This is a genomic window from Deefgea tanakiae (assembly GCF_019665765.1).
Taxonomy (GTDB): Bacteria; Pseudomonadota; Gammaproteobacteria; order Burkholderiales; family Chitinibacteraceae; genus Deefgea; species Deefgea tanakiae.
Genome location: NZ_CP081150.1, coordinates 2570010 through 2595324 on the forward strand (window position 1 = coordinate 2570010; position 25315 = coordinate 2595324).

At 48.7% G+C, this 25315-nt stretch carries 23 protein-coding genes; 6 read left to right on the forward strand and 17 right to left on the reverse strand.

Translation table 11 applies throughout. The features are described 5' to 3' along the window. Window positions 1-31: 31 nt before the first annotated feature. From dnaJ to grpE, 3 genes are all read right to left on the reverse strand, one after another. On the reverse strand, window positions 32-1156 hold the full coding sequence (gene dnaJ / locus K4H28_RS11865; protein ID WP_221005397.1) for a molecular chaperone DnaJ: 1125 nt from the start codon (window positions 1154-1156) through the stop codon (window positions 32-34). Between the two features lie 72 nt (window positions 1157-1228). After that, window positions 1229-3145 carry a molecular chaperone DnaK gene (dnaK, locus tag K4H28_RS11870; RefSeq protein WP_221005398.1) on the reverse strand — a complete coding sequence of 639 codons (1917 nt, stop codon included), beginning with the start codon at window positions 3143-3145 and terminating at the stop codon, window positions 1229-1231. A 184-nt stretch (window positions 3146-3329) separates the two neighbouring features. Further along, window positions 3330-3884 carry a nucleotide exchange factor GrpE gene (grpE, locus tag K4H28_RS11875; protein WP_221005399.1) on the reverse strand — a complete coding sequence of 185 codons (555 nt, stop codon included), beginning with the start codon at window positions 3882-3884 and terminating at the stop codon, window positions 3330-3332. 399 nt (window positions 3885-4283) lie between these two features. Between grpE and aceA the strand changes: the two genes are divergently transcribed. From aceA to K4H28_RS11890, 3 genes are all read left to right on the forward strand, one after another. After that, a complete protein-coding gene (aceA, locus tag K4H28_RS11880; protein WP_221005400.1) occupies window positions 4284-5564 on the forward strand; it encodes an isocitrate lyase in 1281 nt (426 codons plus the stop codon). 102 nt (window positions 5565-5666) lie between these two features. After that, a complete protein-coding gene (gene aceB / locus K4H28_RS11885) occupies window positions 5667-7238 on the forward strand; it encodes a malate synthase A (protein WP_221005401.1) in 1572 nt (523 codons plus the stop codon). Between the two features lie 135 nt (window positions 7239-7373). Continuing rightward, entirely contained in the window at window positions 7374-7979 is a 606-nt protein-coding gene (locus K4H28_RS11890; RefSeq protein WP_221005402.1) for a glutathione S-transferase N-terminal domain-containing protein, read from the forward strand. A 47-nt stretch (window positions 7980-8026) separates the two neighbouring features. Here K4H28_RS11890 and K4H28_RS11895 read toward each other — a convergent pair whose 3' ends face one another. The 7 genes from K4H28_RS11895 to K4H28_RS11925 all read right to left on the reverse strand — a co-directional run bounded on the left by K4H28_RS11895 (window position 8027) and on the right by K4H28_RS11925 (window position 17266). Then, window positions 8027-9115, reverse strand: a complete 1089-nt coding sequence (locus tag K4H28_RS11895; protein WP_221005403.1) for an ABC transporter ATP-binding protein — start codon at window positions 9113-9115, stop codon at window positions 8027-8029. Window positions 9116-9306: 191 nt separating this feature from the next. Continuing rightward, complete coding sequence (locus K4H28_RS11900; protein WP_221005404.1) at window positions 9307-10161, reverse strand: carbohydrate ABC transporter permease; 855 nt, start codon at window positions 10159-10161, stop codon at window positions 9307-9309. A 54-nt stretch (window positions 10162-10215) separates the two neighbouring features. Further along, the gene (locus K4H28_RS11905) at window positions 10216-11115 is read right to left on the reverse strand and encodes a carbohydrate ABC transporter permease (RefSeq protein WP_221005405.1); all 900 of its coding nucleotides are present in this window, start codon (window positions 11113-11115) and stop codon (window positions 10216-10218) included. Between the two features lie 101 nt (window positions 11116-11216). Continuing rightward, window positions 11217-12461 (reverse strand): ABC transporter substrate-binding protein, encoded by a 1245-nt coding sequence (locus K4H28_RS11910; protein WP_221005406.1) that lies wholly within the window; start codon window positions 12459-12461, stop codon window positions 11217-11219. A 154-nt stretch (window positions 12462-12615) separates the two neighbouring features. After that, a complete protein-coding gene (locus tag K4H28_RS11915; protein WP_221005407.1) occupies window positions 12616-13263 on the reverse strand; it encodes a response regulator transcription factor in 648 nt (215 codons plus the stop codon). Next, window positions 13260-15590 (reverse strand): PAS domain-containing sensor histidine kinase, encoded by a 2331-nt coding sequence (locus tag K4H28_RS11920; RefSeq protein WP_221005408.1) that lies wholly within the window; start codon window positions 15588-15590, stop codon window positions 13260-13262. Before K4H28_RS11920 ends, K4H28_RS11915 begins: the two co-directional genes overlap by 4 nt. Before the next feature lie 221 nt (window positions 15591-15811). Beyond that, window positions 15812-17266 carry an aminoacyl-histidine dipeptidase gene (locus K4H28_RS11925; RefSeq protein ID WP_221005409.1) on the reverse strand — a complete coding sequence of 485 codons (1455 nt, stop codon included), beginning with the start codon at window positions 17264-17266 and terminating at the stop codon, window positions 15812-15814. Between the two features lie 363 nt (window positions 17267-17629). On the opposite strand from K4H28_RS11925, the gene rquA reads away from it, so the two are divergent. Together rquA and K4H28_RS11935 are read left to right on the forward strand one after the other, a co-directional pair. Beyond that, window positions 17630-18337, forward strand: coding sequence for a rhodoquinone biosynthesis methyltransferase RquA (rquA, locus tag K4H28_RS11930; protein ID WP_221005410.1), 708 nt, complete (start codon window positions 17630-17632; stop codon window positions 18335-18337). Window positions 18338-18606: 269 nt separating this feature from the next. Beyond that, window positions 18607-19365 (forward strand): substrate-binding periplasmic protein, encoded by a 759-nt coding sequence (locus tag K4H28_RS11935; protein ID WP_221005411.1) that lies wholly within the window; start codon window positions 18607-18609, stop codon window positions 19363-19365. 727 nt (window positions 19366-20092) lie between these two features. Here K4H28_RS11935 and K4H28_RS11940 read toward each other — a convergent pair. Together K4H28_RS11940 and K4H28_RS11945 are read right to left on the reverse strand one after the other, a co-directional pair. Next, on the reverse strand, window positions 20093-20998 hold the full coding sequence (locus tag K4H28_RS11940; protein ID WP_221005412.1) for a DUF2971 domain-containing protein: 906 nt from the start codon (window positions 20996-20998) through the stop codon (window positions 20093-20095). A 127-nt stretch (window positions 20999-21125) separates the two neighbouring features. Further along, window positions 21126-22448 carry a hemolysin family protein gene (locus K4H28_RS11945; RefSeq protein WP_221005413.1) on the reverse strand — a complete coding sequence of 441 codons (1323 nt, stop codon included), beginning with the start codon at window positions 22446-22448 and terminating at the stop codon, window positions 21126-21128. 231 nt (window positions 22449-22679) lie between these two features. Between K4H28_RS11945 and K4H28_RS11950 the strand changes: the two genes are divergently transcribed. Next, the gene (locus K4H28_RS11950) at window positions 22680-23465 is read left to right on the forward strand and encodes a pseudouridine synthase (protein WP_255573515.1); all 786 of its coding nucleotides are present in this window, start codon (window positions 22680-22682) and stop codon (window positions 23463-23465) included. 30 nt (window positions 23466-23495) lie between these two features. Here K4H28_RS11950 and K4H28_RS11955 read toward each other — a convergent pair whose 3' ends face one another. The 5 genes from K4H28_RS11955 to K4H28_RS11975 form a co-directional block, all read right to left on the reverse strand. Further along, complete coding sequence (locus tag K4H28_RS11955) at window positions 23496-23774, reverse strand: type II toxin-antitoxin system RelE/ParE family toxin (protein WP_221005414.1); 279 nt, start codon at window positions 23772-23774, stop codon at window positions 23496-23498. Window positions 23775-23777: 3 nt separating this feature from the next. Further along, complete coding sequence (locus K4H28_RS11960) at window positions 23778-24005, reverse strand: ParD-like family protein (RefSeq protein ID WP_221005415.1); 228 nt, start codon at window positions 24003-24005, stop codon at window positions 23778-23780. 132 nt (window positions 24006-24137) lie between these two features. Further along, on the reverse strand, window positions 24138-24629 hold the full coding sequence (locus K4H28_RS11965) for a GNAT family N-acetyltransferase (protein WP_221005416.1): 492 nt from the start codon (window positions 24627-24629) through the stop codon (window positions 24138-24140). Window positions 24630-24631: 2 nt separating this feature from the next. Further along, window positions 24632-25033: a GFA family protein gene (locus K4H28_RS11970; RefSeq protein ID WP_221005417.1), complete on the reverse strand. Its 402-nt coding sequence runs from the start codon at window positions 25031-25033 to the stop codon at window positions 24632-24634. 38 nt (window positions 25034-25071) lie between these two features. After that, window positions 25072-25305: a TIGR02450 family Trp-rich protein gene (locus K4H28_RS11975; RefSeq protein WP_221005418.1), complete on the reverse strand. Its 234-nt coding sequence runs from the start codon at window positions 25303-25305 to the stop codon at window positions 25072-25074. Window positions 25306-25315: the final 10 nt, after the last annotated feature.

The window sequence follows — 25315 nt, forward strand, 5'->3', positions numbered from 1 at the left end:
GTGGCTTTTTTACGAACAATGACTGTGAATATCAAGTCGCGAAGAAATCCTTCACTTTATCCATAAACGATTTAGCACGTGGATTGTGCTTGTCTGAATCACCTTGGCTGATTTCTTCAAACTCTTTGAGCAACTCTTTCTGGCGCGAAGTGAGCTTCACTGGCGTTTCAACAACGACGTGGCACATCAAGTCGCCGGTAATCGCACTACGTACGCCTTTGATACCCTTGCTGCGCAAGCGGAACACTTGACCTGTTTGCGTTTCAGGTGGAATCGTAATCCGCGCTTTACCCGACAGCGTTGGGATTTCAATTTCGCCACCGATGGCTGCGCAGCTAAAGCTGATTGGCATTTCGCAATGCAGATCGTTGCCTTCACGCTTAAATACAGCGTGCTCTTTCACGTGAATCACAACATACAAATCGCCTGGAGGGCCACCATTCACGCCCGATTCGCCTTCGCCACTCAAGCGAATGCGATCGCCTTCGTCGACACCGGAAGGAATCTTAACCGCGAGTGTTTTATGCGTTTGTACGCGGCCCGTACCTTTACAATTACGGCATGGATCAGGAATGTATTTGCCCGTGCCATGGCATGTCGGGCACGTTTGCTGCACGCTAAAGAAGCCTTGCGAAACACGAACTTGTCCATGACCACCACAGGTGTGACACGTTTTAGCTTCGGTCCCTGGCTTAGCGCCAGTACCATCGCAGACTTCACATTCATCATGTGATGGAATCTTGATTTGCTTTTCAACACCGCGTGCGGCATCTTCAAGCGTAATTTCCATGTTGTAACGCAAGTCAGCACCACGATAAACATTGCTGCGTCCGCCACCGCCACGGCCTGCGCCACCACCGAAGATATCGCCAAAAATATCAGCAAAATCGCCAAAGCCGCCACCACCAAAACCACCGCCGCCAGCTTGCTGATCAACACCCGCATGGCCGTATTGATCGTAGGCTGCACGTTTTTGGTCGTCCGATAAAATCTCGTAGGCTTCTTTGCCTTCCTTGAATTTGTCTTCCGCTTCTTTGCTATCCGGATTACGGTCCGGATGGTATTTCATCGCCAGTTTGCGATACGCTTTTTTAATTTCTTCGTCTGAAGCGTCGCGATTGACACCCAAAACGTCATAAAAATCTTTTTTTGCCATGGTACTTTTCCCCGATACAAAAAGGCACAGCCGCCTGCAATGCAAGCGCTGTGCCCATCTGCTTATGCTAAATTACTTGTCTTTTACTTCGGTAAATTCAGCATCAACCACGTTGCCGTCGTCTTTAGCTTGCTCGCCTGCTGGCTGTGCGCCAGCTTCTGGTGCAGCTTGCTCAGCGTACATTTTCTCAGCAACTTTGTGGCTTGCTTGCATCAGCGCTTCGGTTTTGGCTTCGATGACTTCTTTGTCGTCACCTTTAACTACTTCTTCAAGCTCTTTCACAGCCGCTTCGATGGCTACTTTTTCATCTACAGTGACTTTGTCGCCAGCATCCGCCAACATCTTAGTCACTTGATGAATCATGCCTTCGCCTGCGTTACGAGCTTGCACCAATTCAAGCAATTTTTTGTCTTCTTCAGCATTCAACTCAGCGTCTTTTACCATTGCTTCGATTTCAGCTTCTGACAAACCTGATGACGCTTGAATCGTGATTTTGGCTTCTTTACCCGAAGCTTTATCTTTCGCACCAACGTGCAAGATACCGTTTGCATCGATGTCAAAAGTCACTTCAATTTGTGGCACACCGCGTGCTGCTGGTGGAATGTCGCCCAAGTTAAATTGACCCAGCGATTTATTCGCCGCTGCTTTTTCACGCTCACCTTGCAATACGTGAATCGTTACCGCGTTTTGGTTGTCTTCGGCTGTCGAGAACGTTTGCGATGCCTTAGTTGGAATCGTAGTGTTCTTTTTGATCAGCTTAGTCAACACGCCACCCAAAGTTTCGATACCCAATGACAATGGAGTAACGTCCAAGAGCAAGATGTCCTTGCGGTCTCCCCCGAGTACTGCGCCTTGCAATGCAGCACCAACAGCTACCGCTTCGTCTGGATTCACGTCACGACGTGGCTCTTTGCCGAAGAATTCTTTTACTGCATCCATTACTTTTGGCATACGCGTTTGACCGCCAACCAAAATCACATCATCAATGTCCGATGCTTTCAAGCCTGCGTCTTTCAACGCGATTTTGCATGGCTCGATTGAGCGAGCGATCAAATCATCAACCAATGATTCAAATTTCGCACGCGTGATTTTCAATACCAAATGCTTAGGACCCGTTGCGTCCATTGTTACGTATGGCAAGTTGATTTCAGTTTGCGCGCCGCTCGACAATTCGATCTTGGCTTTTTCTGCCGCTTCTTTCAGACGTTGCAATGCCATAACGTCGTTTTTCAAATCAATGCCTTGTTCTTTCTTGAACTCAGCAATGATGTAATCCATCAAACGTTGGTCGAAGTCTTCGCCGCCCAAGAATGTATCGCCGTTAGTTGCCAATACTTCAAATGCAGTTGAACCATCAACGTCTGCGATATCGATGATCGAAATATCAAACGTACCGCCACCCAAGTCGTAAACCGCAACTTTGCGATCGCCTTGGCCAACTTTATCCATACCAAACGCCATTGCCGCAGCAGTTGGCTCATTGATAATACGTTTTACGTCCAAGCCAGCGATACGGCCTGCGTCTTTAGTCGCTTGACGTTGGCTATCGTTAAAGTATGCAGGAACTGTAATTACGGCTTCGGTCACTTCTTCACCGAGGTAGTCTTCGGCGGTTTTTTTCATTTTGCGCAAAATTTCAGCAGAAATTTGCGGTGGTGCCATTTTTTTGTCGCGAACAGAAACCCAAGCATCGCCGTTATCAGCAGCCACAATCGTGAATGGCATTGAATCGATGTCTTTTTTCACTTCTTTGTCGACGAACTTGCGGCCGATCAAACGCTTTACTGCGTACAAAGTATTTTTTGGATTTGTTACAGCTTGGCGTTTAGCAGGAGCACCTACCAAAATTTCGCCGTCTTCTTGATATGCAATGATTGATGGTGTGGTGCGCGCGCCTTCTGCGTTCTCGATGACTTTAGGTTGACCGTTTTCGATCACAGAAACACATGAGTTCGTTGTACCTAAGTCGATACCAATAATTTTTGCCATTTTTTGATCTTCCTTTTTTAACGTTGCTGCTCACGTGTGTACTTAGAAAAGCGCCAAGGCAAAACAACGATGCCAAAGAACTTTTGCTTAAAAACTTACGGAGCTGATTGTTTAAATAACCTTAATAATCAAGTGGGGATAGCCATTACCATTTCAAGACCACTCAATCATTTTTGTTTCAATATTATTTTGGCGCAGACACAATCACCATGGCCGGACGAATCACACGACCCGATAATTCATAGCCTTTTTGCATCACTTGAATCACCGTGTTGGCTTCTTCGTCGCTTGGTGCCATTGAGATCGCTTGGTGTTTATTTGGGTCTAATTTTTCGCCGATTGGATTAATTTCAAGTAGCTCGAATTTTTCGAATACCGTCGTTAAGCTTTTCGCCGTCAAATCAACACCAGTTTTTAAGCCTTCAAAATTACCCGATTGATCCAGCAAGGCCATATCGATGGCGTCTTTCACTGCAATCACTTCACGAGCAAATTTTTCAACGGCAAATTTGCGGGTTCTTTCGTTTTCTTCAAGTGCACGGCGGCGTGCATTTTCTGCTTCTGCACGAACATACAAAATATCCTGACGCGCTTTTTCTAAATCAGCCAACGCAGCGGCCAATTGTGTATCAAGTTGATTATCGCCTTCCACTGCAGCTTCAGCGGCAACAGTTTCTACGATCTCTAGCGGCTCTGCTGCCACTTCATTGGTTTGATCTTGTTGATTGTCTTGACTCATTTCTGAATAACTCCACTGTTACGTTCCCGTATGAAATGGGGATAACCACACTCATTTCAAGGGCAAAGCGTAGGATTACGCAATCTAATCTATACGTTATCTTGGATGCAATCAGAGCCTATCAACTGCTTTTCCCTATTCACGCAAGTAAAGCAAGTCGTCTGAATCCTGATTGCAATTGCCAATAAAAACACACCACGACTTTTTCGCGCTCTTTGGAGGTTGCCCGTGATGCAAAGAGCAGACCAAATATAGATTCACAACTACAGGCAAGCCCTAATATGTAGTCAAAATATTTAGACTACACTATGGTGCATCGCAATAATTTATTGCGGTGCAAAAAAAACCTGCTTCAATGAAAACGATAAGGGTCGCACCCTCACCAACACGGAGATCAGTATGAGCACGCAAGCACAACGCATCGCAGCAATCGAAAACGACTGGCAGACTAACCCGCGTTGGAAAGGCATCAGTCGCCCTTACACTGCAGCCGATGTTGATCGACTACGTGGCACATTGCTACAGGAATACACGCTCGCCACCCATGGTGCGAATAAACTCTGGCGTCTAATGCACGACACACCGTACGTACATGCCTTGGGTGCGCTGACCGGCAATCAAGCCATGCAACAAGTTAAGGCAGGCCTAAAAGCAATTTACTTGTCCGGCTGGCAAGTCGCTGCGGATGCCAATCAAGCGGGTGAAATGTATCCAGACCAATCACTGTATCCAGCCAATTCAGTACCGCAAGTGGTGCGCCGCATCAATAACACGCTCGCTCGTGCCGACCAAATCAACCATTCAGAGGGCGATGACAGCATTGATTTCTACGCACCGATTGTGGCGGATGCCGAAGCGGGTTTTGGTGGCGTTCTGAATGCGTTTGAACTGATGAAAGCGATGATCGAGGCAGGCGCTGCTGGTGTTCACTTTGAAGATCAATTGGCTTCAGTAAAAAAATGCGGTCACATGGGCGGCAAAGTATTGGTGCCGACGCGCGAGGCGATTGAAAAACTCGTTGCGGCGCGTCTTGCTGCCGATGTAATGGGTGTGCCAACGATTATCGTTGCGCGAACTGACGCCGAAGCTGCTGACTTACTCACCAGCGATGTGGATGATAACGACAAGCCTTTCTGCACTGGCGAACGCACGATGGAAGGTTTTTATAAGACGTATCCAGGCCTAGACCAAGCAATCTCTCGCGGTCTGGCCTATGCCCCTTATGCTGATCTGGTGTGGTGCGAAACAGGCAAGCCTGATTTGGAATATGCGCGCAAATTTGCCGAAGCGATTCATGCCAAATTCCCTGGCAAATTGCTGGCCTACAATTGCTCGCCGTCATTCAATTGGAAGAAAAACCTAGATGACGCAACAATTGCCAAGTTCCAAAAAGAACTCGGCACAATGGGCTACAAATTCCAGTTCATCACGTTGGCTGGCTTCCATGCTCTGAACTACGGCATGTTCAACCTCGCTCACGGCTATGCCCGAACCGGCATGAGCGCATTTGTGCAATTGCAAGAAGCAGAATTCGCCGCTGCAGACCGTGGCTTTACTGCAGTCAAACATCAGCGCGAAGTCGGTACCGGCTACTTTGACCAAGTGACGCAAGTGATTCAGCAAGGTAAATCATCCACCACGGCACTGACGGGTTCAACTGAAGCCGAACAGTTTCATTGATGTATTTACCGCTAGGCATTATTAAGTAATACCTAGCGAGCAATACCATACATGGCAGACCTGCGGGTCTGCCATCTCCGCCTTCAGCTTGGGAGTATCACGATGAATATGCGAATTAAAGGCCAAACCAGCCTTGAGGTGAGCAGCGTACTCACCCCAGCCGCACTCGATTTTTTAGTCAAACTACATCGCCAATTTGAACCCCGCCGGCGCGAGCTGATGGCCGCGCGCACCGCGCGCCAAGCGCAGCTCGATGCGGGTATCAAACCTGATTTTCTACCAGAGACCGCCCATATTCGTGCTGGCGGTTGGCAAATCAGCCCACTGCCCGCCGACTTACTCGACCGACGCGTTGAAATCACCGGGCCTGTCGAGCGAAAAATGATGATTAATGCACTCAATTCGGGCGCTAAATCATTCATGGCAGATTTTGAAGATTCCAATACCCCCACTTGGGACAATCAAATTATCGGCCAAATTAATGTTCGCGATGCCTACCGCCGCGAAATTAGCTACACCAGCCCTGATGGCAAACTCTATGCCCTCAATGATGACATCGCGACGCTGATTATTCGTCCACGTGGCTGGCATTTGATGGAAAAACACCTCGAAGTTGACGGTGAAATCATGTCGGGCTCGCTATTCGATTTTGGCTTGGTGGTGTTTCACAATCTGCAATATCGCCTTAGCCAAGGTACATCGTGCTATTTCTATCTGCCCAAGATGGAATCGCATTTAGAAGCAAGGCTGTGGAACGATGTGTTCACATGGGCCGAGGCTGAGCTAGCTGCACCGCATGGTTGTATCAAGGGAACCGTCTTAATCGAAACAATTCTCGCCGCATTTGAAATGGATGAAATCCTGTACGAATTGCGCGAGCATTCATCAGGGCTGAATGCTGGTCGCTGGGATTACATTTTTAGCTGCATCAAAAAATTCCGCATGGACAGCGATTTCTGCCTTGCAGACCGCAGCCAAATCACAATGACCGTGCCCTTTATGCGTGCGTATTCTTTATTGCTACTCAAAACCTGCCACCACCGTGGCGCGCCAGCGATGGGCGGTATGTCGGCGTATATTCCAGTCAAAACCGATCTGGTTGCCAATGAGCGTGCGATGAGCCAAGTTCGCGCGGACAAAGAGCGCGATGCAGGTGACGGTTATGATGGTGGCTGGGTTGCGCATCCGGGTCTGGTGCCTGTTGCGATGGCGGCGTGGGATGCGATCTTGGGCGACAAGCCGAATCAAATTGATAAACAGCGGCCTGATGTTGTTAGCGCGGCGGCGGATTTACTCAACTTCCAACCAGAGCAACCAATTACCGAAGCGGGCCTGCGTGGGAATATTTCAGTCGGCGTGCAATATTTGGCGTCTTGGTTGGCAGGAATGGGCTGCGTACCAATTCATAATCTAATGGAAGACGCCGCCACTGCCGAAATTAGCCGCTCGCAAATTTGGCAATGGCTGCGTTCTGACAAAGGTGTTTTGGTCGATGGGCGCAAGGTCACCGTTGAGTTATTCCATCAATGGCTACCCGAAGAAGTCGCCAAAATTGAAGCGCAAGGACGCTATAGCGCCACGCTCAATGAGGCCGCAAAATTATTCGATCAGATCACCACGGCCGATGAATTTATCGAATTTTTAACGCTGCCGGGTTATGCACGCATTGCTTAATCACTACGCTGAAATGATGAGTAAAGAAAATGCCTCGGAAAACGAGGCATTTTTGTTGCATTGCCATAGATTCACTAGCCTAACTTACCCTAGCCCCATAGAATCTTACTTCGGTCTCAAGAGAACTTAATCCAAATGAAGCTCATTACCGCCCTGCTCAGCCCTTTCGGTCGTAAAGTTCGCGTTGTTTTAGCGGAAAAGAAAATCGACTTTGAATTGATCGAAGCCAAGCCGGGCGAGAACGACGAATTGATTCAAACCTACAATCCACTCGGCAAAGTACCGGTGCTGGTACTCGATGATGGTCGCGTGATTTACGACTCCAGCGTGATTGCCGAACATCTCGATTACCTATCCCCTGTTTGCAAGCTGTATCCCGCCGATCAGCGCCCGATGATCAGTGCCAAACGCACCGAAGCGCTCGCCGATGGCATTTGCGACGCCGCCGTCGCCATCGTAATGGAAACCCGCCGCCCTGCTGCATTGCAAAGTACCGATTTTATGCAACGCCAACATGGCAAGATTACTCGCGGCTTGGCTGCATTAGAAAGCCAGCTCGAAGAAAAACGCTGGTTTGCCGGCGACGCCTACAGCATCGCCGATGTGAGCGTGATTTGCATGCTCGATTACCTCGATCTACGCCTACCTGACATTGCATGGGCGCAGCACTACCCTGTTTTGCAGCAATACCACCAGCGGGTTTCAGAGCGAGCAGCGCTGATCGAAACCAAGCCAGTCTAAGAAAAATGCCCCAATTCAGATTTGGGGCTTTTTCATTTCCACTCAGACTAAATCCGCATTTCCGTCGCCGGATCAAACAGCACGACTTTTTTGGTATCCAGCACCAGCTTGATGCTGTGCCCTGTTGGCGGGACAACCCGCGGATGAACACGTGCGATGACTTCGACACCGTTGATTTCTGTGTAGACCATCGTGTCGGGCCCCGTTGGCTCGGTGATTTTCACTTTGCATTCCAGCGCCGTTGATGCGGCCTCGGCCACATCGAGTTGCTCTGGCCGAATCCCCAGCGTGATCTTATCGCCCAAGCGTTGCCTTAATTCTGGGCGCGGTGCGAGTGCCACAAAGTACGGATTGCCCATACCTTGCAAAGACACGCCAATCTCACCATCGTGCTCAACCAAATGGCATGGAATGAAATTCATCGACGGCGAGCCAATAAAACTGGCGACAAACAAATTGGCGGGGTTTTCGTAAATATCTTGCGGGCGGCCAAATTGCTGAATGATGCCGTCTTTCATCACGGCGATTTTGTCACCGAGCGTCATCGCTTCAATTTGATCATGCGTCACATACACAATCGTTGTTTTCAACCGTTGGTGCAGTTGCTTGATCTCAACGCGCATTTCAACGCGCAATTTGGCATCCAAATTCGAGAGCGGCTCGTCGAACAAAAACAATTTTGGATTACGCGCTAATGCGCGCCCCATCGCCACGCGTTGGCGCTGGCCACCGGAAAGCGCGGCGGGTTTGCGATCTAGCAAATGATCCATTTGCAGCATCTTGGCGACGCGGGCGATGATTTCATTTTGCTCTGCCTTCGGTACGCCACGCGTTTCCAAACCAAATGCGATGTTTTGTCGCACTGTCATCGTGGGGTATAGCGCGTAGCTTTGAAACACCATCGCGATATCGCGATCTTTCGGTGCGACACCTGTAACGATGCGATCCGCAATACAAACCTCGCCCGTCGTTGGGCTTTCTAGGCCAGCAATAATATTCATCAACGTCGATTTGCCGCAGCCCGAAGGCCCCACCAAAATCAGAAATTCTCCAGCTTCAATTTCAATATTGATACCTTTCAAAATCTGCGTATCGCCGAAAGTCTTCGTGATATTTTTAATGGCCAAAGCGCCCATTTTGTTCTCCAATATTTGACTATTTTTCTACTGACGTTGGATATGTCGGCTAGGTTTGACCGTGCACTTTAAAAGTAGCGAGCACCTGTCAGAGCGGGATGATCGGAGCGCAAAAACCGGAATGTACTCAAGTACATGAGGATTTTGAGCACCGTACAGCCTGCTCTCACAGGATGCGCAGCACTTTTAAATTAGCCTTTGACGGCACCTGCCGATAAACCGCGCACAAAATACTTCCCGCAAAACACATACACCACGATGGTCGGTAGTGCGGCGATCAAGGCCGCTGCCATATCAACGTTGTATTCCTTCACCGTCGTTGATGTATTGGCCATATTGTTCAGCCCCACCGTAATCGGTTGACTATCGCCAGCCGAAAAAACCACGCCAAATAGGAAATCATTCCAGATTTGAGTAAATTGCCAGATCAGGGTCACCATGATGATGGGCGTGCTCATTGGCAAAATAATACGGTAGAAAATCCGCCAAAATCCTGCACCGTCCAAACGCGCTGCTTTAATCAGCTCATCTGGAATCCCAACGTAGTAATTACGGAAAAACAGTGTGGTCGAGGCCAAACCGCACACCACATGTACAAACACCAAGCCGGTCGTCGTGCTGGCAATCCCCAGCCAACCCAAGGTTTGCGCCATCGGTAGCAACAACACTTGGAACGGCATAAACACACCAAACAAAATCATCGCAAACACGACATTCGAGCCGGGAAAGCGCCATTTGGATAAGACATAACCATTGATTGCCCCCAGCACCGTAGAAATCAGTACCGCTGGAATCACCATCTTGACTGAGTTCATAAAGTAGCCCGACAAGCCCTCACACGACGCACCGGTACATGCCGTACTCCACGCCTTATCCCACGCGGCAAAGCTAATACTTTGCGGTAACGACAGTAAATTGCCGACCCGAATTTCATCCATACTTTTGACGGAAGTCGTGAGCATCACGTAGAGCGGAATCAAGTAATACAGCGCCGCAAACACCAGCGCGGCATAAATCATTGCGCGCCAAAAACGATCTTGGGTCATTTCGCTCTCCAGATGGCATCGTTAAATGACAGTTTTTGAGTAGCTTTCAGAGTGCTAAGCATCTTTATCCTTCCTCAACTCAGAATACAGATACGGCACCACAATCGCGGCGACTGCCATCAGCATCATCATCGCGCTGGCTGCACCAACGCCCATTTGCCCACGTGTAAACGCCATCGAATACATAAACGTCGCCGGCACATCCGATGAATAACCGGGGCCACCGCCCGTCAAGGCCATAATCAAATCGAAACTCTTAATCGCGATGTGCGACAACACCATCAACGTAGAAAACACCACGGGGCGCAAGGCGGGCAGAATGATTTTCCAATAAATCCGTGGCAAACTCGCACCATCAATTTGCGCCGCCTTGATAATCGAATCATCCACACCACGCAGCCCTGCTAAAAACAGCGCCATCACAAAGCCCGATGATTGCCACAAACCGGCCAACACGACGGTGTAAATTGACATATCGGAATTGACCAACCAATCAAACGTAAAGCTGGTAAATCCCCAGTCGTGCATCAATTTTTCAATGCCCAATCCCGGATTCAAAATCCATTTCCACGCCGTACCCGTTACGATAAAAGACAGTGCCATCGGATAGAGATAAATGGTGCGAATCGCGCCTTCGAGTCGGATTTTTTGATCGAGCAAAACGGCCAACACCACGCCGATACCCATTGCGCCACCAATAAACAGCACCGCAAAAATAACTAGATTTCGAACCGCAACCCACCAGCGTTCATTGTCAAATAGCGCGGCGTATTGGGCCAAACCTGCCCATTCGGTGTTGGGCAGCATTCGCGAAGTGGTAAAAGACAAGTACCCATTCCACGCGATAAATCCATATAAAAAAACCAAGGTCAGCAAAAACGATGGGGCTAAAACGAGGCGCGGCAGCCAGCGCTCCGCAAACCCATATTGGGCCGCACGGACAGGCGTAGTCATCTTGGTTCTCCGCTTGGAAGCAAAAGTAGATATGGGTATATTGCTGCAGATATTTATTAAAATTAGTTACGGCAACATACCCACTATTGAATCACATCAAGTTACATCGTCTTCGCGGCTTTAGCGAGTTTCGTTGCCGCATCTTTGGCACTCATTTTGTCGTCATTCCAGAATTGGGTAACGACATCAAAAAACGCACCTTGCGTGGCCGATTTCATCGCCATGCCATGCGCCCAAGACGGTACTAAAGTCCCTTTGCCTGAGGTTGCTTTGAAGTCTGCAGCTGATTTTTTAGCGCATTCGTCAAATTTAGCCATATCCACCCCCATGCGGGCAGGGATAGAGCCTTTATTCAAGTTGAACAACTCTTGGAATTCTGGGCTCATCAAGGTCGTCGCCAAGGCTTGCTGACCTTTCACAACATCTTTATTTTTGAGCTTAAACATCGCAAAACTATCGATATTGAAGGTGTAGGCATTTTCAGTGCCAGGTGCGGCTACGCAAATAAAATCTTTGCCTGGCGCTTTACCCGCAGCCATAAATTCGCCTTTGGCCCAGTCACCCATAAATTGCATACCGGCCTTGCCGTTAATCACCATGCTGGTTGCCAGATTCCATTCACGGCCAGCACTGTTTTTATCGGTAAACGGTTTGATTTTTTTATAGGTTTCCAACACTTTGATCATCGTTGGGCCGCTCAAAGTGCCTTGGTCAAGTTGGACAAACGCTTTTTTATAGAAATCAACACCGCCGACACCTAAGGCAACCGATTCAAAAACGGTGCTGTCTTGCCATGGCTGACCACCATAAGCAACAGGCTGAATGCCGGCTTTTTGCAGTGCGGCTGCGGTAACAAAAAACTCATCCCACGTCGTTGGGATTTTAGCGTTGGCTTTTTTGAGTAATTCAGGATTCACCCACATCCAGTTCACGCGATGCACATTCACTGGCGCTGCAACGTATTGGCCTTTGAATTTCATCACGTTCGATACCACAGGCGGCAGCAATTTATCCCAGCCGCCTTTTTTGGCTACATCATCAATCGAAGCCAAAACGCCTTCACTACCCCACTCTTGAATCGATGGGCCTTTAATTTGGGCTGCCGCTGGCGGGTTACCTGAAACGACACGGGTTTTTAACGCCGTCATTGCGTTTTCACCACCACCGCCTGCTACTGCAAAGTCTTTCCAAGTAAAACCCTGCGCTTCCATCATTTTTTTCAATTCAGCAACGGATTTCGCTTCGCCGCCAGACGTCCAAAAATGTAGCACTTCAACTTCAGCGGCATGAGCAGCCAAGGTTAAACCCATACCGGCTAGCAATAGACCCAACTTTGTAAGGCGCATTATCGTGTTCTCCAGATTTTATGTTTTACCGAGAGCGGCGCTGCCTTCGGTTGTAGTCAGAATACGCAGACTACACCATGATGCAAATCAGGTAATTACCGGACGGGTATTCAACCTAGGGTAAATACCTTAGGGTCTTTCAATCGCATACCCTTTAGTCAACAAACCACTCGCCGACCGGTATTTCTTTCAGCATGGCCGCGAGCTCCATCGCTGAATGCACACGCATTTTGGTGAAAATTCGTGCTCGGTGAACTTCAACCGTTTTGGTGCTGATATCAAGTCGATCGGCAATTTGCTTATTCAATTTACCGAGCAGGATTTCTTGCAATACTTCACGCTCACGCGGCGTCAGGTCGGCCAACAATTCCACTACTTTTTGCTGATGCTTGGCGCTACCACGACGCTGCAAATCCTCAGATAAACAGGCTTGTACTCGCGCCAACAACTGATCTTGGTCGCACGGCTTTTCCATAAAATCGCTAGCGCCGTCTTTCAAAGCATTCACTGCCATCGGCACATCACCATGCCCAGTCAAGAAGATTACTGGCGGTAAATAACTGCCTTCGCGTAATTCGGCAAACAACTCCAAGCCACTCATGCCATCCATACGGACATCGACGATCAAACAGGCGAAACGACTCACATCGCCCTCATCCAGAAAAGCTTCGGCGGAAGCGTAAGTCAACACAGGGCAATCATGTGTTTCTAGCAAAAGCCCGAGCGAATCACGCACGGCCTCATCATCATCAATCACCGCAACAGTGCGAATCGGTGCGGCAACGGGTGCAACTGCTTTCATGGTGTATCCTCATTGGAATTATTGGTATCAAAGGGCAGACGGAAACGCATTTGCGTGCCGCCATCCGGATTCGGTTCGGCCCATAAATGGCCTCGATGCTGCTCGATCACCGAGCGGCAAATATTCAGTCCCATGCCCATACCTTCAGACTTGGTGGTATAAAACGGCTGGAAGAGCTGTGCAGGATCAGCCAAACCACTGCCATGGTCGATGACGGTGACTTGCAACATGTCATCCAGTACCGCGGCACGAACGATAATTTTTCGGCGCGCCGCTGGCGTTTCGCTCATGGCTTCCAAACCATTTTTGATCAAATTGAGCAACACTTGCTCCAACATCACCGCATCACCATAAAACGATGGCAAATCATCGGGTAACTCCAGCACGATGCTGGCTTTTAGTTTATGCGCTGTTGGGCCTAATAGCTGCAAAGGCACGCTAATGAGTTCTTGAAGCTCGCATACCTCACGACTAGGTGCCCGTTTTACAACAAACTGCCGTATCCCACGAATAATCTGCCCGGCTCGGCGCGCTTGGGCGGTCATCTTGACCAAGGTTTCTTGCACTTTGCCGATCGGTGGATCGGGCTTATAAAGCATCGTTTCACATGCTGCGCTATAGCTGGCAATTGCTGCCAAGGGCTGATTTAGCTCGTGTGCCAAGCTGGAGGCTAACTCGCCCATATTCACCAGCCGCGCCGTGTGCTGCACCATATCATTGCGCGTTCGCTCTAACTCTTGCGCCTGCTGCCTTGCCGTAATATCGGTACAAATTTCCAACATTGCACTGCGATTACCCACCCAATCCACGATACGCTGTTCGATTTGATACAGCCGCCCCGTGATCATATCCACTGTTTCAAAGACTCTTTCTTCGATGAGCAAGGATGAGCGCCATTGTAAGAGACAATAGGTTTCAGCATTTTTTGGAATCAGAAAAGTATTACTATGATGACGATTGCGGTACAGCATCACCCCTGTTTCTAAATCACTGACCGACACAGCAACCTCTAAACCAGCCAATACGGTACGCAATTGCTGGCGTGAGCTCGCCAATGCTTCGCGCTCTTGTTTCAGCTCCGTGATGTCATACATCGAAGCCATCCAGCCGCGATGCTGCCCCTGACTATCGATGAGTTTCGACGAATAGAGCCGCACATCAAATCGCTCGCCATCATTGCGCATAAAGCGCAGCTCAAAGCCATTGGCGGGGCAATCACCCAGCAAAATCGATTGATAAGCGCGAGCGCATTCATCAATACATTCTGGCGGCCAAAATGGCATTGGTGGTTTAGCGCCGACCAATTCGGCTTCCGACCAACCCACCATATCGGCAAAAGCACGATTCACGTAGCTGAGTTTGCCATCGGTATCCATCGCACGCAGGCCGGTGACCAGTGAATTTTCCATCGCAGAGCGAAACAAAATTTCATCACGCAGCGCCGACTCGGCCTGTTGCCGCTCCCGCATACGTTGGCGCAATAGTTTTAAGGCCCAGAGCAACAGCAAGAGCAAAGCTGAAATCAAACCCACCAACCAAAAATTTGCTGGTTTGCTCACTGGGTCTACCGCCTTGGCCAGCAATCGCAAATTCTGCTGCGAGACGCCGCCAAATGGCACTTCACGGATATCGTCACCACGTAAGCGCGAATGGTAGCGATTGGGTGCAATCACTTGATTATTGCTATCGACCAACTGCAATTGATAGCGCTGCACCATCCACCATGGCACGCGTTGCAAAAGCAAGACCGACAAGTCATACACAGCCAGTACCGCACCTTGGTATTCGGTTTCATGGAAAAACGGCACCACATGCACAATCTGCGGTGAGGAGCGCCAAATCACATTGGTGACCATCGGATAACCCAAGGTCGCTGCGCCATCAATGACTTCGGTCAGTAATGAATCATCCAAGGCCACCAAGCTGTCAGGGCGACGGGCAAAGTTAGGAAAACCATCACCGCGCTCCCCTCTAGCATTCACCCATTCAATCGAGATAATTTCTGGATTGGACTTCATTAAGCTTTCGGCGCGCGAGCGAAAGTCCGCCTGTCCAAAGCTATCTGAAGCGAGGCCATAAGCGAGGTTTTCTAAAACATTTTGATTGCTTTGTAGGCGGCCGCGAATCTCTTGCTCTTGCCAGAGCAAATCTTGCGCCATCGTTGCTTCGCGCTGAAACACATCACGCCGATAGTCTTGCCATGCGTACAACACCGTTGCAATCAGCAAAGACGCAATCGCCAAATACGCCAAAGCCCACGGCCAATTGCGCTGGATTTTTCTCTGCAAACTTTGCGGCCAATTCGACCAAAAACGCCAATTTTTCATAAAAAATACCCATACAAAAGTTTTATAGCAAGGCGTCGAAGCCACAGGCAGTACTTCGGTACGACAAGGCGAGACAACGAAGCAAGGAAACTTTTGTCTATCAACTAAAGAGCATACGATAAAGTCGCTTTAATACCCCATACAGTAATACCCAGACAGCAGAAAAACAAAAACCCCGCTTCAATCTGCAGGGTTTTTGAATGATGTGTGCGAAATTGCGCTTAATTTCTCAGTGGAACAGCCGCCAAACTGGCCTTCAGCAATTCCCAAAATTGCGCCACCGACGCAATCTCAACACGCTCATCCGGCGAATGTGCGCCGCGTATCGTTGGACCAAACGACACCATTTCGATATCGGGATAAGCCTTGCCAATCAGCCCACATTCCAAACCCGCATGAATCACTTTGACCAAAGGCGCAGCACCATGCAAAGCTTGATAAGCCTGTTGCAGCACCAGCAAAGCGCGCGACTGCAAATTGGGTGCCCAGCCCGGGTACGCCCCGCCGCTGTCGACCGAAAATCCCGCCAAGCGCGCCACGGCACGTATGGTTTGCGTCAATTCGGCCACGCCAAAATCAGTCAAAGACCGCACCATCAAGACCGATTCAAAACGTCGCCCTTCAAACTGCACCACGCCCAGATTATTCGAGCTTTCTACCACGCCAGCGACTTCCTGGCTCCAACGGCGAATCCCATGCGGCAAAGCCAGTAATAAATTAACCACTTTGGCACTGTCCGCAGCGTTAAGCACTTCTTCAGCCTGCGCTTCGCACACTGTCATCTTGATCTCTGGCTCGACACGACTCAATGCCGCTCGCCAATCGGCCACGCATTGCTCCGCAACTTCCTTAAATTTAACAGCATCACAGGCCGGAATCGCCACGCGAGCAAAGGCTTCACGCGGTAAAGCATTGCGCAAAGAGCCACCACGAATACTTACCACGCGCAAATCAAACTGAGGTATTGCTCTAAACAAGAAGCAAGATAATAGCTTAATGGCATTACCCCGCTCCAAATGAATATCTACGCCAGAATGACCGCCCTTCAGGCCGGTAATTGCAATATCACGCACCACCCAACCCGCCGGCATGCTTTCGGGATTCAGCGTTTGGCTCACCGTCACATCGACGCCACCCGCACAGCCCACATACAGCTCGCCCCAGTCTTCGGTATCCAAATTAAACAGCAATTGCCCTTGCAAGCAATCGGGCTGCAAGCCTTTGGCGCCGGTCATGCCCGACTCTTCATCAATGGTCAGCAATACTTCCAGCGGACCATGTGCAATATCGCTGCTTTCGAGGATAGCCAAAGCGGCGGCAACGCCAATGCCATTGTCGGCGCCCAAAGTGGTGCCATCGGCATGCATCCAGCCATCGGCGATATAGGTTTTAATTGGGTCACGCAGAAAATCATGCTGGGTTGCTTCATTTTTCAGCGCCACCATATCCAAATGGCCCTGCAGCACCACGCCCAATTTGTCTTCCATGCCCAGCGTTGCGGGCTTGCGAATCAATAGATTACCGACCGCATCAAGCTCATTGGCCAAACCCAGTTGATCCGCCCACGCTTGAATGTGCGCGCGCAGCGCGGCTTCGTGATGGGATGGACGCGGAAAAGCGCACAGCACCGCAAAATGTTGCCATAACAGACTGGGCTCAACATGACGACAATTCATACCTACCTCTAAGCTCATTTCTTTGGCCTCAATCTACGGGAATTTCCCCATTTTGGCTGCAGCATTGTAGGCATTTGGTTTTTTTACACAGTGAGGGTATTCCCGTGCACCATGTAAAATGCGGCACTGCAGCATAACCCATGGGCTAGGTATACGCCTGGACCCAATTAATATAAATAAATTGCAGTCAATACACCCTCAAAATGACATTGTACTCCGTATGTCGGATGACATTTTCATTCTCTAAAACACAACACTTTGCTTTTTCAAAGCTTGATTTAATCAAGCTGAATTTGGTTTAACGCAAACTCACCCTACCTCTTTTGACTTAGTCTTAAGCACACCGCATAAGGAAACGCCGCCATGACGCAAAATCACCCCAAACTGATTACCGACCCCTATTACGACGGCGTTCCTGAGTACATGACCGAAGTCTATGATTGGGCTTATGTCGATCCGAAATGGGTAAAAGTACTCGACCGCAATATCGTCGTGCGCGTACTCTTGTTTTTGAATGATCAACGCTTAATGCGCATGTACCTCAATGAAATCCAGCCCGGCATGCGCGTATGGCAGTTAGCGCACGTGTATGGCGATCTGGTCGCCCGCGCAGCAAAACGTGTTGGCCCTGCTGGCGTGTTTCACCTGACCGACATCACGCCGATTCAAATCGAGCACGGCAGCAAAAAGCTTACCGGCATGGATTGGGCCAAAGTGATTCGCAGTGACGCGTCAACCTTTGAAGGCGTTGGCGGTGACTACAATCTGATTTGCAGTTTCTTCTTGCTGCATGAAGTACCCGACGACAAAAAACGAGAAATCGTCGACCACATGTTGGCCAAACTACCGAAGGGCGGCAAAGCGATTTTTGTCGATTACCACAATCCGAAAAAATGGCAGCCAATTCGTTACATCCTCAAACTCGTCAATCATTGCCTAGAGCCGTTTGCCAATGCGCTGTGGGAAAACGAAATCCAGCATTACGCCAGTGATGCTGCCAAGTTCACGTGGAAAAAGCGGACGATTTTTGCTGGGGTGTATCAGTGTGTGGTGGTGGAGCACAAAGACTAATCCAGTTCAGGATTTAAATATCATCGAAGGAGCGGGCTAGCCCGCTCTTTTTTATATGCCTACAACACTCAAAATCATCAACAGGTCATTTGAAAATGAATAAATGATGTATTGCCATCTAGGCTATATCTATCAATAGCTACAATTAGATACCTAACAAGCAAATATCCTGCCGCGTAGTGCAGCGGATAAAAGCCGCTGGACTCAAATGTATTGAAAATTAGTCAACTTGTGGTACAAAGAAGCATCCATATTGGCAGGAAACAATTATGCGCCGCTACTTACTGCTATCGCTGCTCCTGCCTCAATTGTGTTTGGCCACCACAACGCTCACTCTGTGCGAAGACAGTGAGTCAATCTACCCTTGGACTAATACAAACCGACCGGGGCTAAATCGTCTACTGCTCGAATCCGTTGCCAAAGAACTCAATCTTGAATTAAAAATCATCAATCAGCCGTGGCTACGCTGCCAAGCTGATTTGAAAAACAATAAAATAGATGGACTCTATCCAATCAGCTTCAGCACTGAGCGAGATCAGCTCTTTGCCTACCCCAAACGCGATGGCCGTCTTGAAATCACACAAAAACTGATGGATGACGGCTACAGCCTTTATCGACGCAAAGGTGACCAAAGCGTGCAATGGGATGGCAAGAAAATCACCATCAACAGCACATTGCCGATTGGAATACAGCGCGGCTACTCTGTAGGCGCCAACTTAAAGGCAATGGGCATGCCTATCGATGAAGGCGCCTATCCCATCAATGCCAATTTACAAAAGTTAATGTCCCAACGCGTGGCGGCCACGGCGATGAGAACAGGCGCTGCCGATTATGCGATTGCCAGCCAGCTCCCCTTTGCCCGTAGTATTGAAAAACTCAATCCCCCTCTAGAATTCAAACCGTATTTCTTAGCCTTATCCAAACAGTTTGTAAAAACCAAACCTGAACTCGCCAAAAAAATCTGGCAAACCATTGCCGTTCAGCGTGAGTCAAAAATGTATCAGTCAATTGAAGAGAATTATCGCTAGAGCAGGTAATCGATGTATTGCCAGCTAAGCATTGCTTATCAAAGCCTGAAATTAAATACATCGACGATACCCTGTGCACTAAAGTGATTTTCCACTCTGAGTCGCGCTAATGCCGCGCGGCACCTACTTTTCTTTGCTTCGCCAAAGAAAAGTAGGCCAAAGAAAGGCGCCCCTAGTATCTGCGTCGGCTACGCCGATGCCCTCTCTGCGGACAATCGGCAAGGCGGCGGGCTTTAACAAAACAGAGCCCGCCGAAACCCCCTTGCCGCTTGTTCCTCGCTCGGCGCGATACAAGGGATCTCGCGCAGCTCAACGAGGTTTGAAACAACATCGATGTATTGCCTTCTAAGCATTACTTATCAAAGCTTAGAAGGCAATACATCGAGCCAAGAAACCAACCATATTTGCCCTGCACCAGCACGAAACTAAGTAAGCTAATGGTAGCGATATGGTTTTCAAATCCCGTTTAAGCGCACCGAAGCACGAAGGGAGACAAACAGCATTATCGTTTGGCTCACGCCACGCGAGGGCATCGGGGACCGATGCGCGCCCGGGGCTCCTTTTCTTTGGTTCGTTTCTTTTGGAGAAGCAAAAGAAATGAACCTGCCGCGCGCAGCCCGCGCCCAAAAACCTTCGCGGCGCAGCCGCATAAAACAAAACCGCCGGATGATTATCGGGCGATTTTTTATTAATCACTCTGTTCATTACACCTAGATTAATTTCAAGACTATTCGTTAATTGGTCTACCTGCTAATTTATGAATATCTTTAGCTTTAATGCGAACTTCATTAAGAGTAAACCTTCTATTATCTAAAATCAGTGAACTTATCTTAGGAGACAAATTTCTTCTTACTATCTCAGCAATAAGACGCTGCTTTATTTTCTCTGTAGTTTTTACACCGAAAATGACCCTTCGAATAGCGCTAGTGTCGAATTCATAAACACCAGAGCCGCCTTCAGAAGCCAGTAAGTCGGCAATCTCATTAATTCTTGCCGGATTCGACTCCATTTCAGTCCTATAGAAATTTTTTTCAGATTCACGTACTGGTCTTTTTATGCAACGCCACTCTTTTTCATACGCCCAATGTGGCGACTTTGTTAAAAGCGTAGCCTTTATCAAATCACAATCATCAATTCCTGATGGCTCTATAGGTACTTGAGGTCGATCTTCATTGTATATAACTGGCTTTGAGCTTGAAAATGGCAAATATTCGCTATTAAACCCCAAACAAACTCCGCTATGATTTTTCCCGTAATGTGACCACATGAGAATATTTTTGTGATCTTCAGACAAGCAAAGCACACCAAGCTCTTTCACCCAACCCTCATCTAAAGTCCTATTTTTACTCGACATTAATTTTAAATTAATGTTATTCGTTATTTTATTCTTTTGTGATTTTGACAAACCCTCGGTAGGAATTAAATTTTTCCTAAAAATCTGCTCATACTCAGAATCTGAAGGAATACCAAATATTGGCGTCATTTCAAATGGGTCGTTAAAGAAGTGCGGCGATGAGAAAAATATTCGTCCACTAAGAACTGAAATAAGTCTTTCAAAATGTTGATCGTCATTTTGATCAAGTGGAAAATATCTATAAAGTATCGTCATATTAAGTCTTGTATATCGAGGCATGATCAACGCCGAGTTGGCATTTTAATTTCTACCTATTTCGGCGGGTTACACCTTTGGCTTACCCGTCACACTGATCGACGTATTGAGCTATAGCCATTCATGATCAATGACCACACCCCAATACCCCTCAATGATCGCCAGCACTTCCCTCTTCTTTCGCTGCTGGCATCACCTTCACCAACACAATCCGTGGGCCGTTCATTTTTTTGACGACGATGGTGAAACCATCAAACTCGATGCGTTCGCCCTCGCTTGGCAGATTGCCGAGTTTCCACTGAATGAGACCGCCAACGGTTTCGGCCTCTGGGTGGTCGACATCATGGCCGAGCATGCGGCCGAGCGAATATAAAGACAAGCTGCCTTTGCCCAATAGCGCACCGTCGTCTTGCTCTAACCAATCATTCCTAGACTGGCGAAATTCATCACGAATTTCACCCACCAAAGCCGCCATCAAATTATCCAGCGTGACAAAGCCCATCGGCTGCGACTCATCGGCGTAAGTGACAATCGCAAAGTGCGGTGCGCCTTGGCGAAAGCGGCTGAATAACTCCAATACCGGCGTATCAGGCGTAACGTGCTCAACGGGGCGAATGTAATCGGTTAAATCCGATACATCGGCCTGACGCAATTCGGCCAGAAAGAGATTTTTCAGATGAATAATGCCCAGCACTTCGCCGTCTTCGTTCACAAAGGGATAACGGCTAAAACGCTGCGTGGCAATGATTTGTAGATTTTGTTCTAGCGGTAAATTGCTGTGCAAGACCGCCGCCTCATGGAATGGGCGCATCAGGTCGGCGACTTTGAGTTTGCCAAAATCGAGCGATTGCTCGACCACATTCCACTCTTGCCGGCTGGCTTCATCGCCCTCATGGTTGCCGCGCAAAATCAGCTTTAATTCATCGGCCGTATAGTGACTTTCATGCCCAGAATGACCATCCAAACCCAACATCCGCAACAAACTATTCGCGCTACGATTCAGCAACCAAATCGCTGGGTACATCAGCCAATAAAACAGATACAGCGGCGCAGAAGTCCACAAGGAAACCACTTCAGGACGGCGAATCGCCAAGGATTTGGGCGCTAATTCACCGACAACAATATGCAAAAAGGAAATCAGCGTGAAGGCAAAGATAAACGAGACGCTATGAATCAGCGCGGCAGATTCCACGCCCAGCATGGCAAACACGGGTTCTAATAACTTGGAGAACGCCGGCTCGCCAATCCAACCCAAGCCCAGCGAGGCCAGTGTAATGCCCAATTGGCAGGCCGAGAGGTAAGCATCGAGCTGACCGTGAACTTTGACCAAAATCCGCCCACGCCAACCATGCAATTTCGCCAAACCCTTGGCACGGGTGGCGCGTAATTTAACTAAGCCGAATTCGGCAGCAACAAAAAAACCATTCAATAGCACCAAGAATAGCGCTACCAAGGTCAATAAAAAATTTTCCATAATGCGGGCCGCAGCCCGTCCAGAACAATAACCCAATCATTTTAAGCGCTGATCGCCACAGCGGGGTAATTATTAGGACGGAATGGCAAAATACCCGCACTGTGCAAAAAATAGACGCCACAACACGCATTACTCGATATCTCTCGCATCAGCCCATGCGCTCACGCCCCGCAGGCAGCGAAGTCCAGCTAAAATAGGCGATTGCTTCGCTTTGGAATCCAGCCCCGCACCATGAAACCCAATAAACCCAAGACGTATCCACCCAGAGCCATTATCAATAAATCGCCAGCAAGCAATACCCATGTTGCCAGCTTGGCACGGGCTTTGTCGAAACTGGGTTTTTGCTCGCGCAGTGAAGGTGAAGCACTGGTCGCGCGCGGGGAGGTGAGCGTGAATGGCAAAGTCTGCGTCGATATCAACCGCCGCGTCGATATGCAACGCGATCAACTGACCGTCAACGGCCAAGCGGTGAGCGCTGAGAAAATGGTTTATCTGATGCTCAACAAACCGCGCGGCCTGATTACCAGCGCGCAAGACGAAAAAAACCGCGATACAGTTTTTTCATGTTTCGAAGGTGCAACGCTGCCCCACATCGGCCCCGTTGGGCGGCTCGATAAAGCCAGCGAAGGCTTGCTGCTATTCACCAACGACACGAAATGGGCGGCACGCCTCACCGATCCAGTTAGCCATTTGGACAAAATCTACCACGTGCAAATCGACAGCCAAGCGACGCCCGAGCTAATCACCGCGATGCAAGCGGGTGTGATGCTGGATGACGGCACATTATTAAAAGCAAAGCGTGTATCGCTGTTACGCAGCGGCGAAAAAAATGCGTGGTTGGAAGTCGTGCTCGACGAAGGCAAAAACCGCCACATCCGCCGCCTACTCGAAGCGAATCAAATCAACACGCTACGCCTGATGCGTGTGGCGATTGGTGGCTTGGAATTAGGGGAATTAGCGAAAGGCGAATGGCGGGAATTGAATGCGGCGGAAATCGCAAGTTTGAAAACTAATTGATTACAGATGGGTATAAAACGTAATGACTCGCTACCGTTTCACATCGCGGTAAAAATTCTCATGCGGCGCAACGGCTTCTAGATACACCAAGCGAACTTCGTCATCCAGCGTATAGCCCAATAAATAAAGCTGATTTTGGCTGTGAAATTTATACACGCGCAGCGTGGCTAAATCGCCTTTTTTGCGCTCGCCAATGTCTGGATTTTCCGCTACTTCAACAATTGCATCGTCCACATCGGCGGCGATATTGTCGTGCAGCTTTTTATACTGCCGCCCAAAACGCCGCGTTTGCACCACATCGTAACTCATACTTCATGCTTTCCGACTGCGCGGCACAAACGGCGTCGCCGCTTCTCTAGGCTCGGCCATTGAAACCAAAGATTCGGCAATAAAACCGACTGGCAAATCAGGATTATCCAGCGCCGCACGGCCTACTTTCGCCCAATATTCAATCTGCCCAGCAATACTGCGATGCTCTGCGCTGGCCTCAGCCTTGGCTTGCGCATACAAATCATCTTCAATCCGAACTGGCATTCCCATTTCATCACCCCTTTACTACAAATGTAGTAAATAATATACCGCAGTGAAGGAAGCGATGCAAGAGAGCTAGTTTGGCAAACTAATATCATGCAAACAATAATGTGGCAATGATTCGCAAAATACCTAACGTATTCATTGCACGATTTTCGACAATTGCTCACGAGACATTCTGAAACTCATTCTATCAGCCACTAACTCACCGCCTAAGCTTTCGTAAAATTTAATACCACGCATATTAGAAGCCTTCACATTCCAATCCATTCGCCCACAACCATTAGCCAATGCAAAATTAGCTGCCGACGCGAGTAACGCCTGGCCAATGCCTAAATTTCTGTAGTTAGCGCGAACATAAAGTTCTTTCAAATTACATTGCTTTCGATGCGTAATTGATGACTCCACTAATGAATACATTAGTACCAGCGCAACCAAGCCAACCACGGTATTGTTACTGTCCAATGCGACAATTAAGTGCAACCCTGAATCTGGCGCCAATAAATTTTCAACTAAATGAGTGAGAACCTCAGCTCTCGTTACCGTAGGCTCTTCATTATAAAAAATATGCAATTCATAAAGTAAGTCTGTGAGCGACTCATGGTGCTCTGAATTTGCTGCAACAATAATCATATCTAAACCACTCGATCCGCCGGATGATTCACACCATCATAGGTTTTAATATTCGGAATCAGATAGGGATTTACGCCCTCAAGGCAACCAACGTTATAGCCATATAAATGCGGATTGGATCGGCGTTGGTGGTGAGTGTAAATGCCGCAGACCGAACAAAAATAATGCTTGGCGGTATTCGTATTGAATTGATACAGCGTCAGGTGATCTTCGCCTTTGATAATTTTAATGCCCGATAGTAAGACGGACGCGACAATCGCGCCTTTGCGGCGGCAGATCGAGCAGTCGCAATGCCGTGGGTCAACAATGCCATCCGGTAAATCAATTTCCAACTCCACTGCGCCACAGTGGCAAGTCGCCTTGTGTTTCAACTGAATTTCGGTGTCGCCGACTTGCTTGATCATGTCGATTTCCTTTTGCAAATTACATCCTCAAAGCCGCGTTACAGCCAACCAACACGCCATTGCGCGTCATCTTCCAGCGCGCTCCAATGCAGCGTGAAATGCCGCTTACTGAGCACCGCTTCTAGCGTGACCTGCGCGATTTTTTGCGTGTCTAGCGGATCGAATTCCACTTTGACGACGATAAAATGCTTCTCACGCTGCTGCGGCACAACGGCGGTCCATTTGGTATTCAGTAATTTTTTCGGATGCCAGCTTCGCGTTGGGTGCGTCATGGGTGGTGCT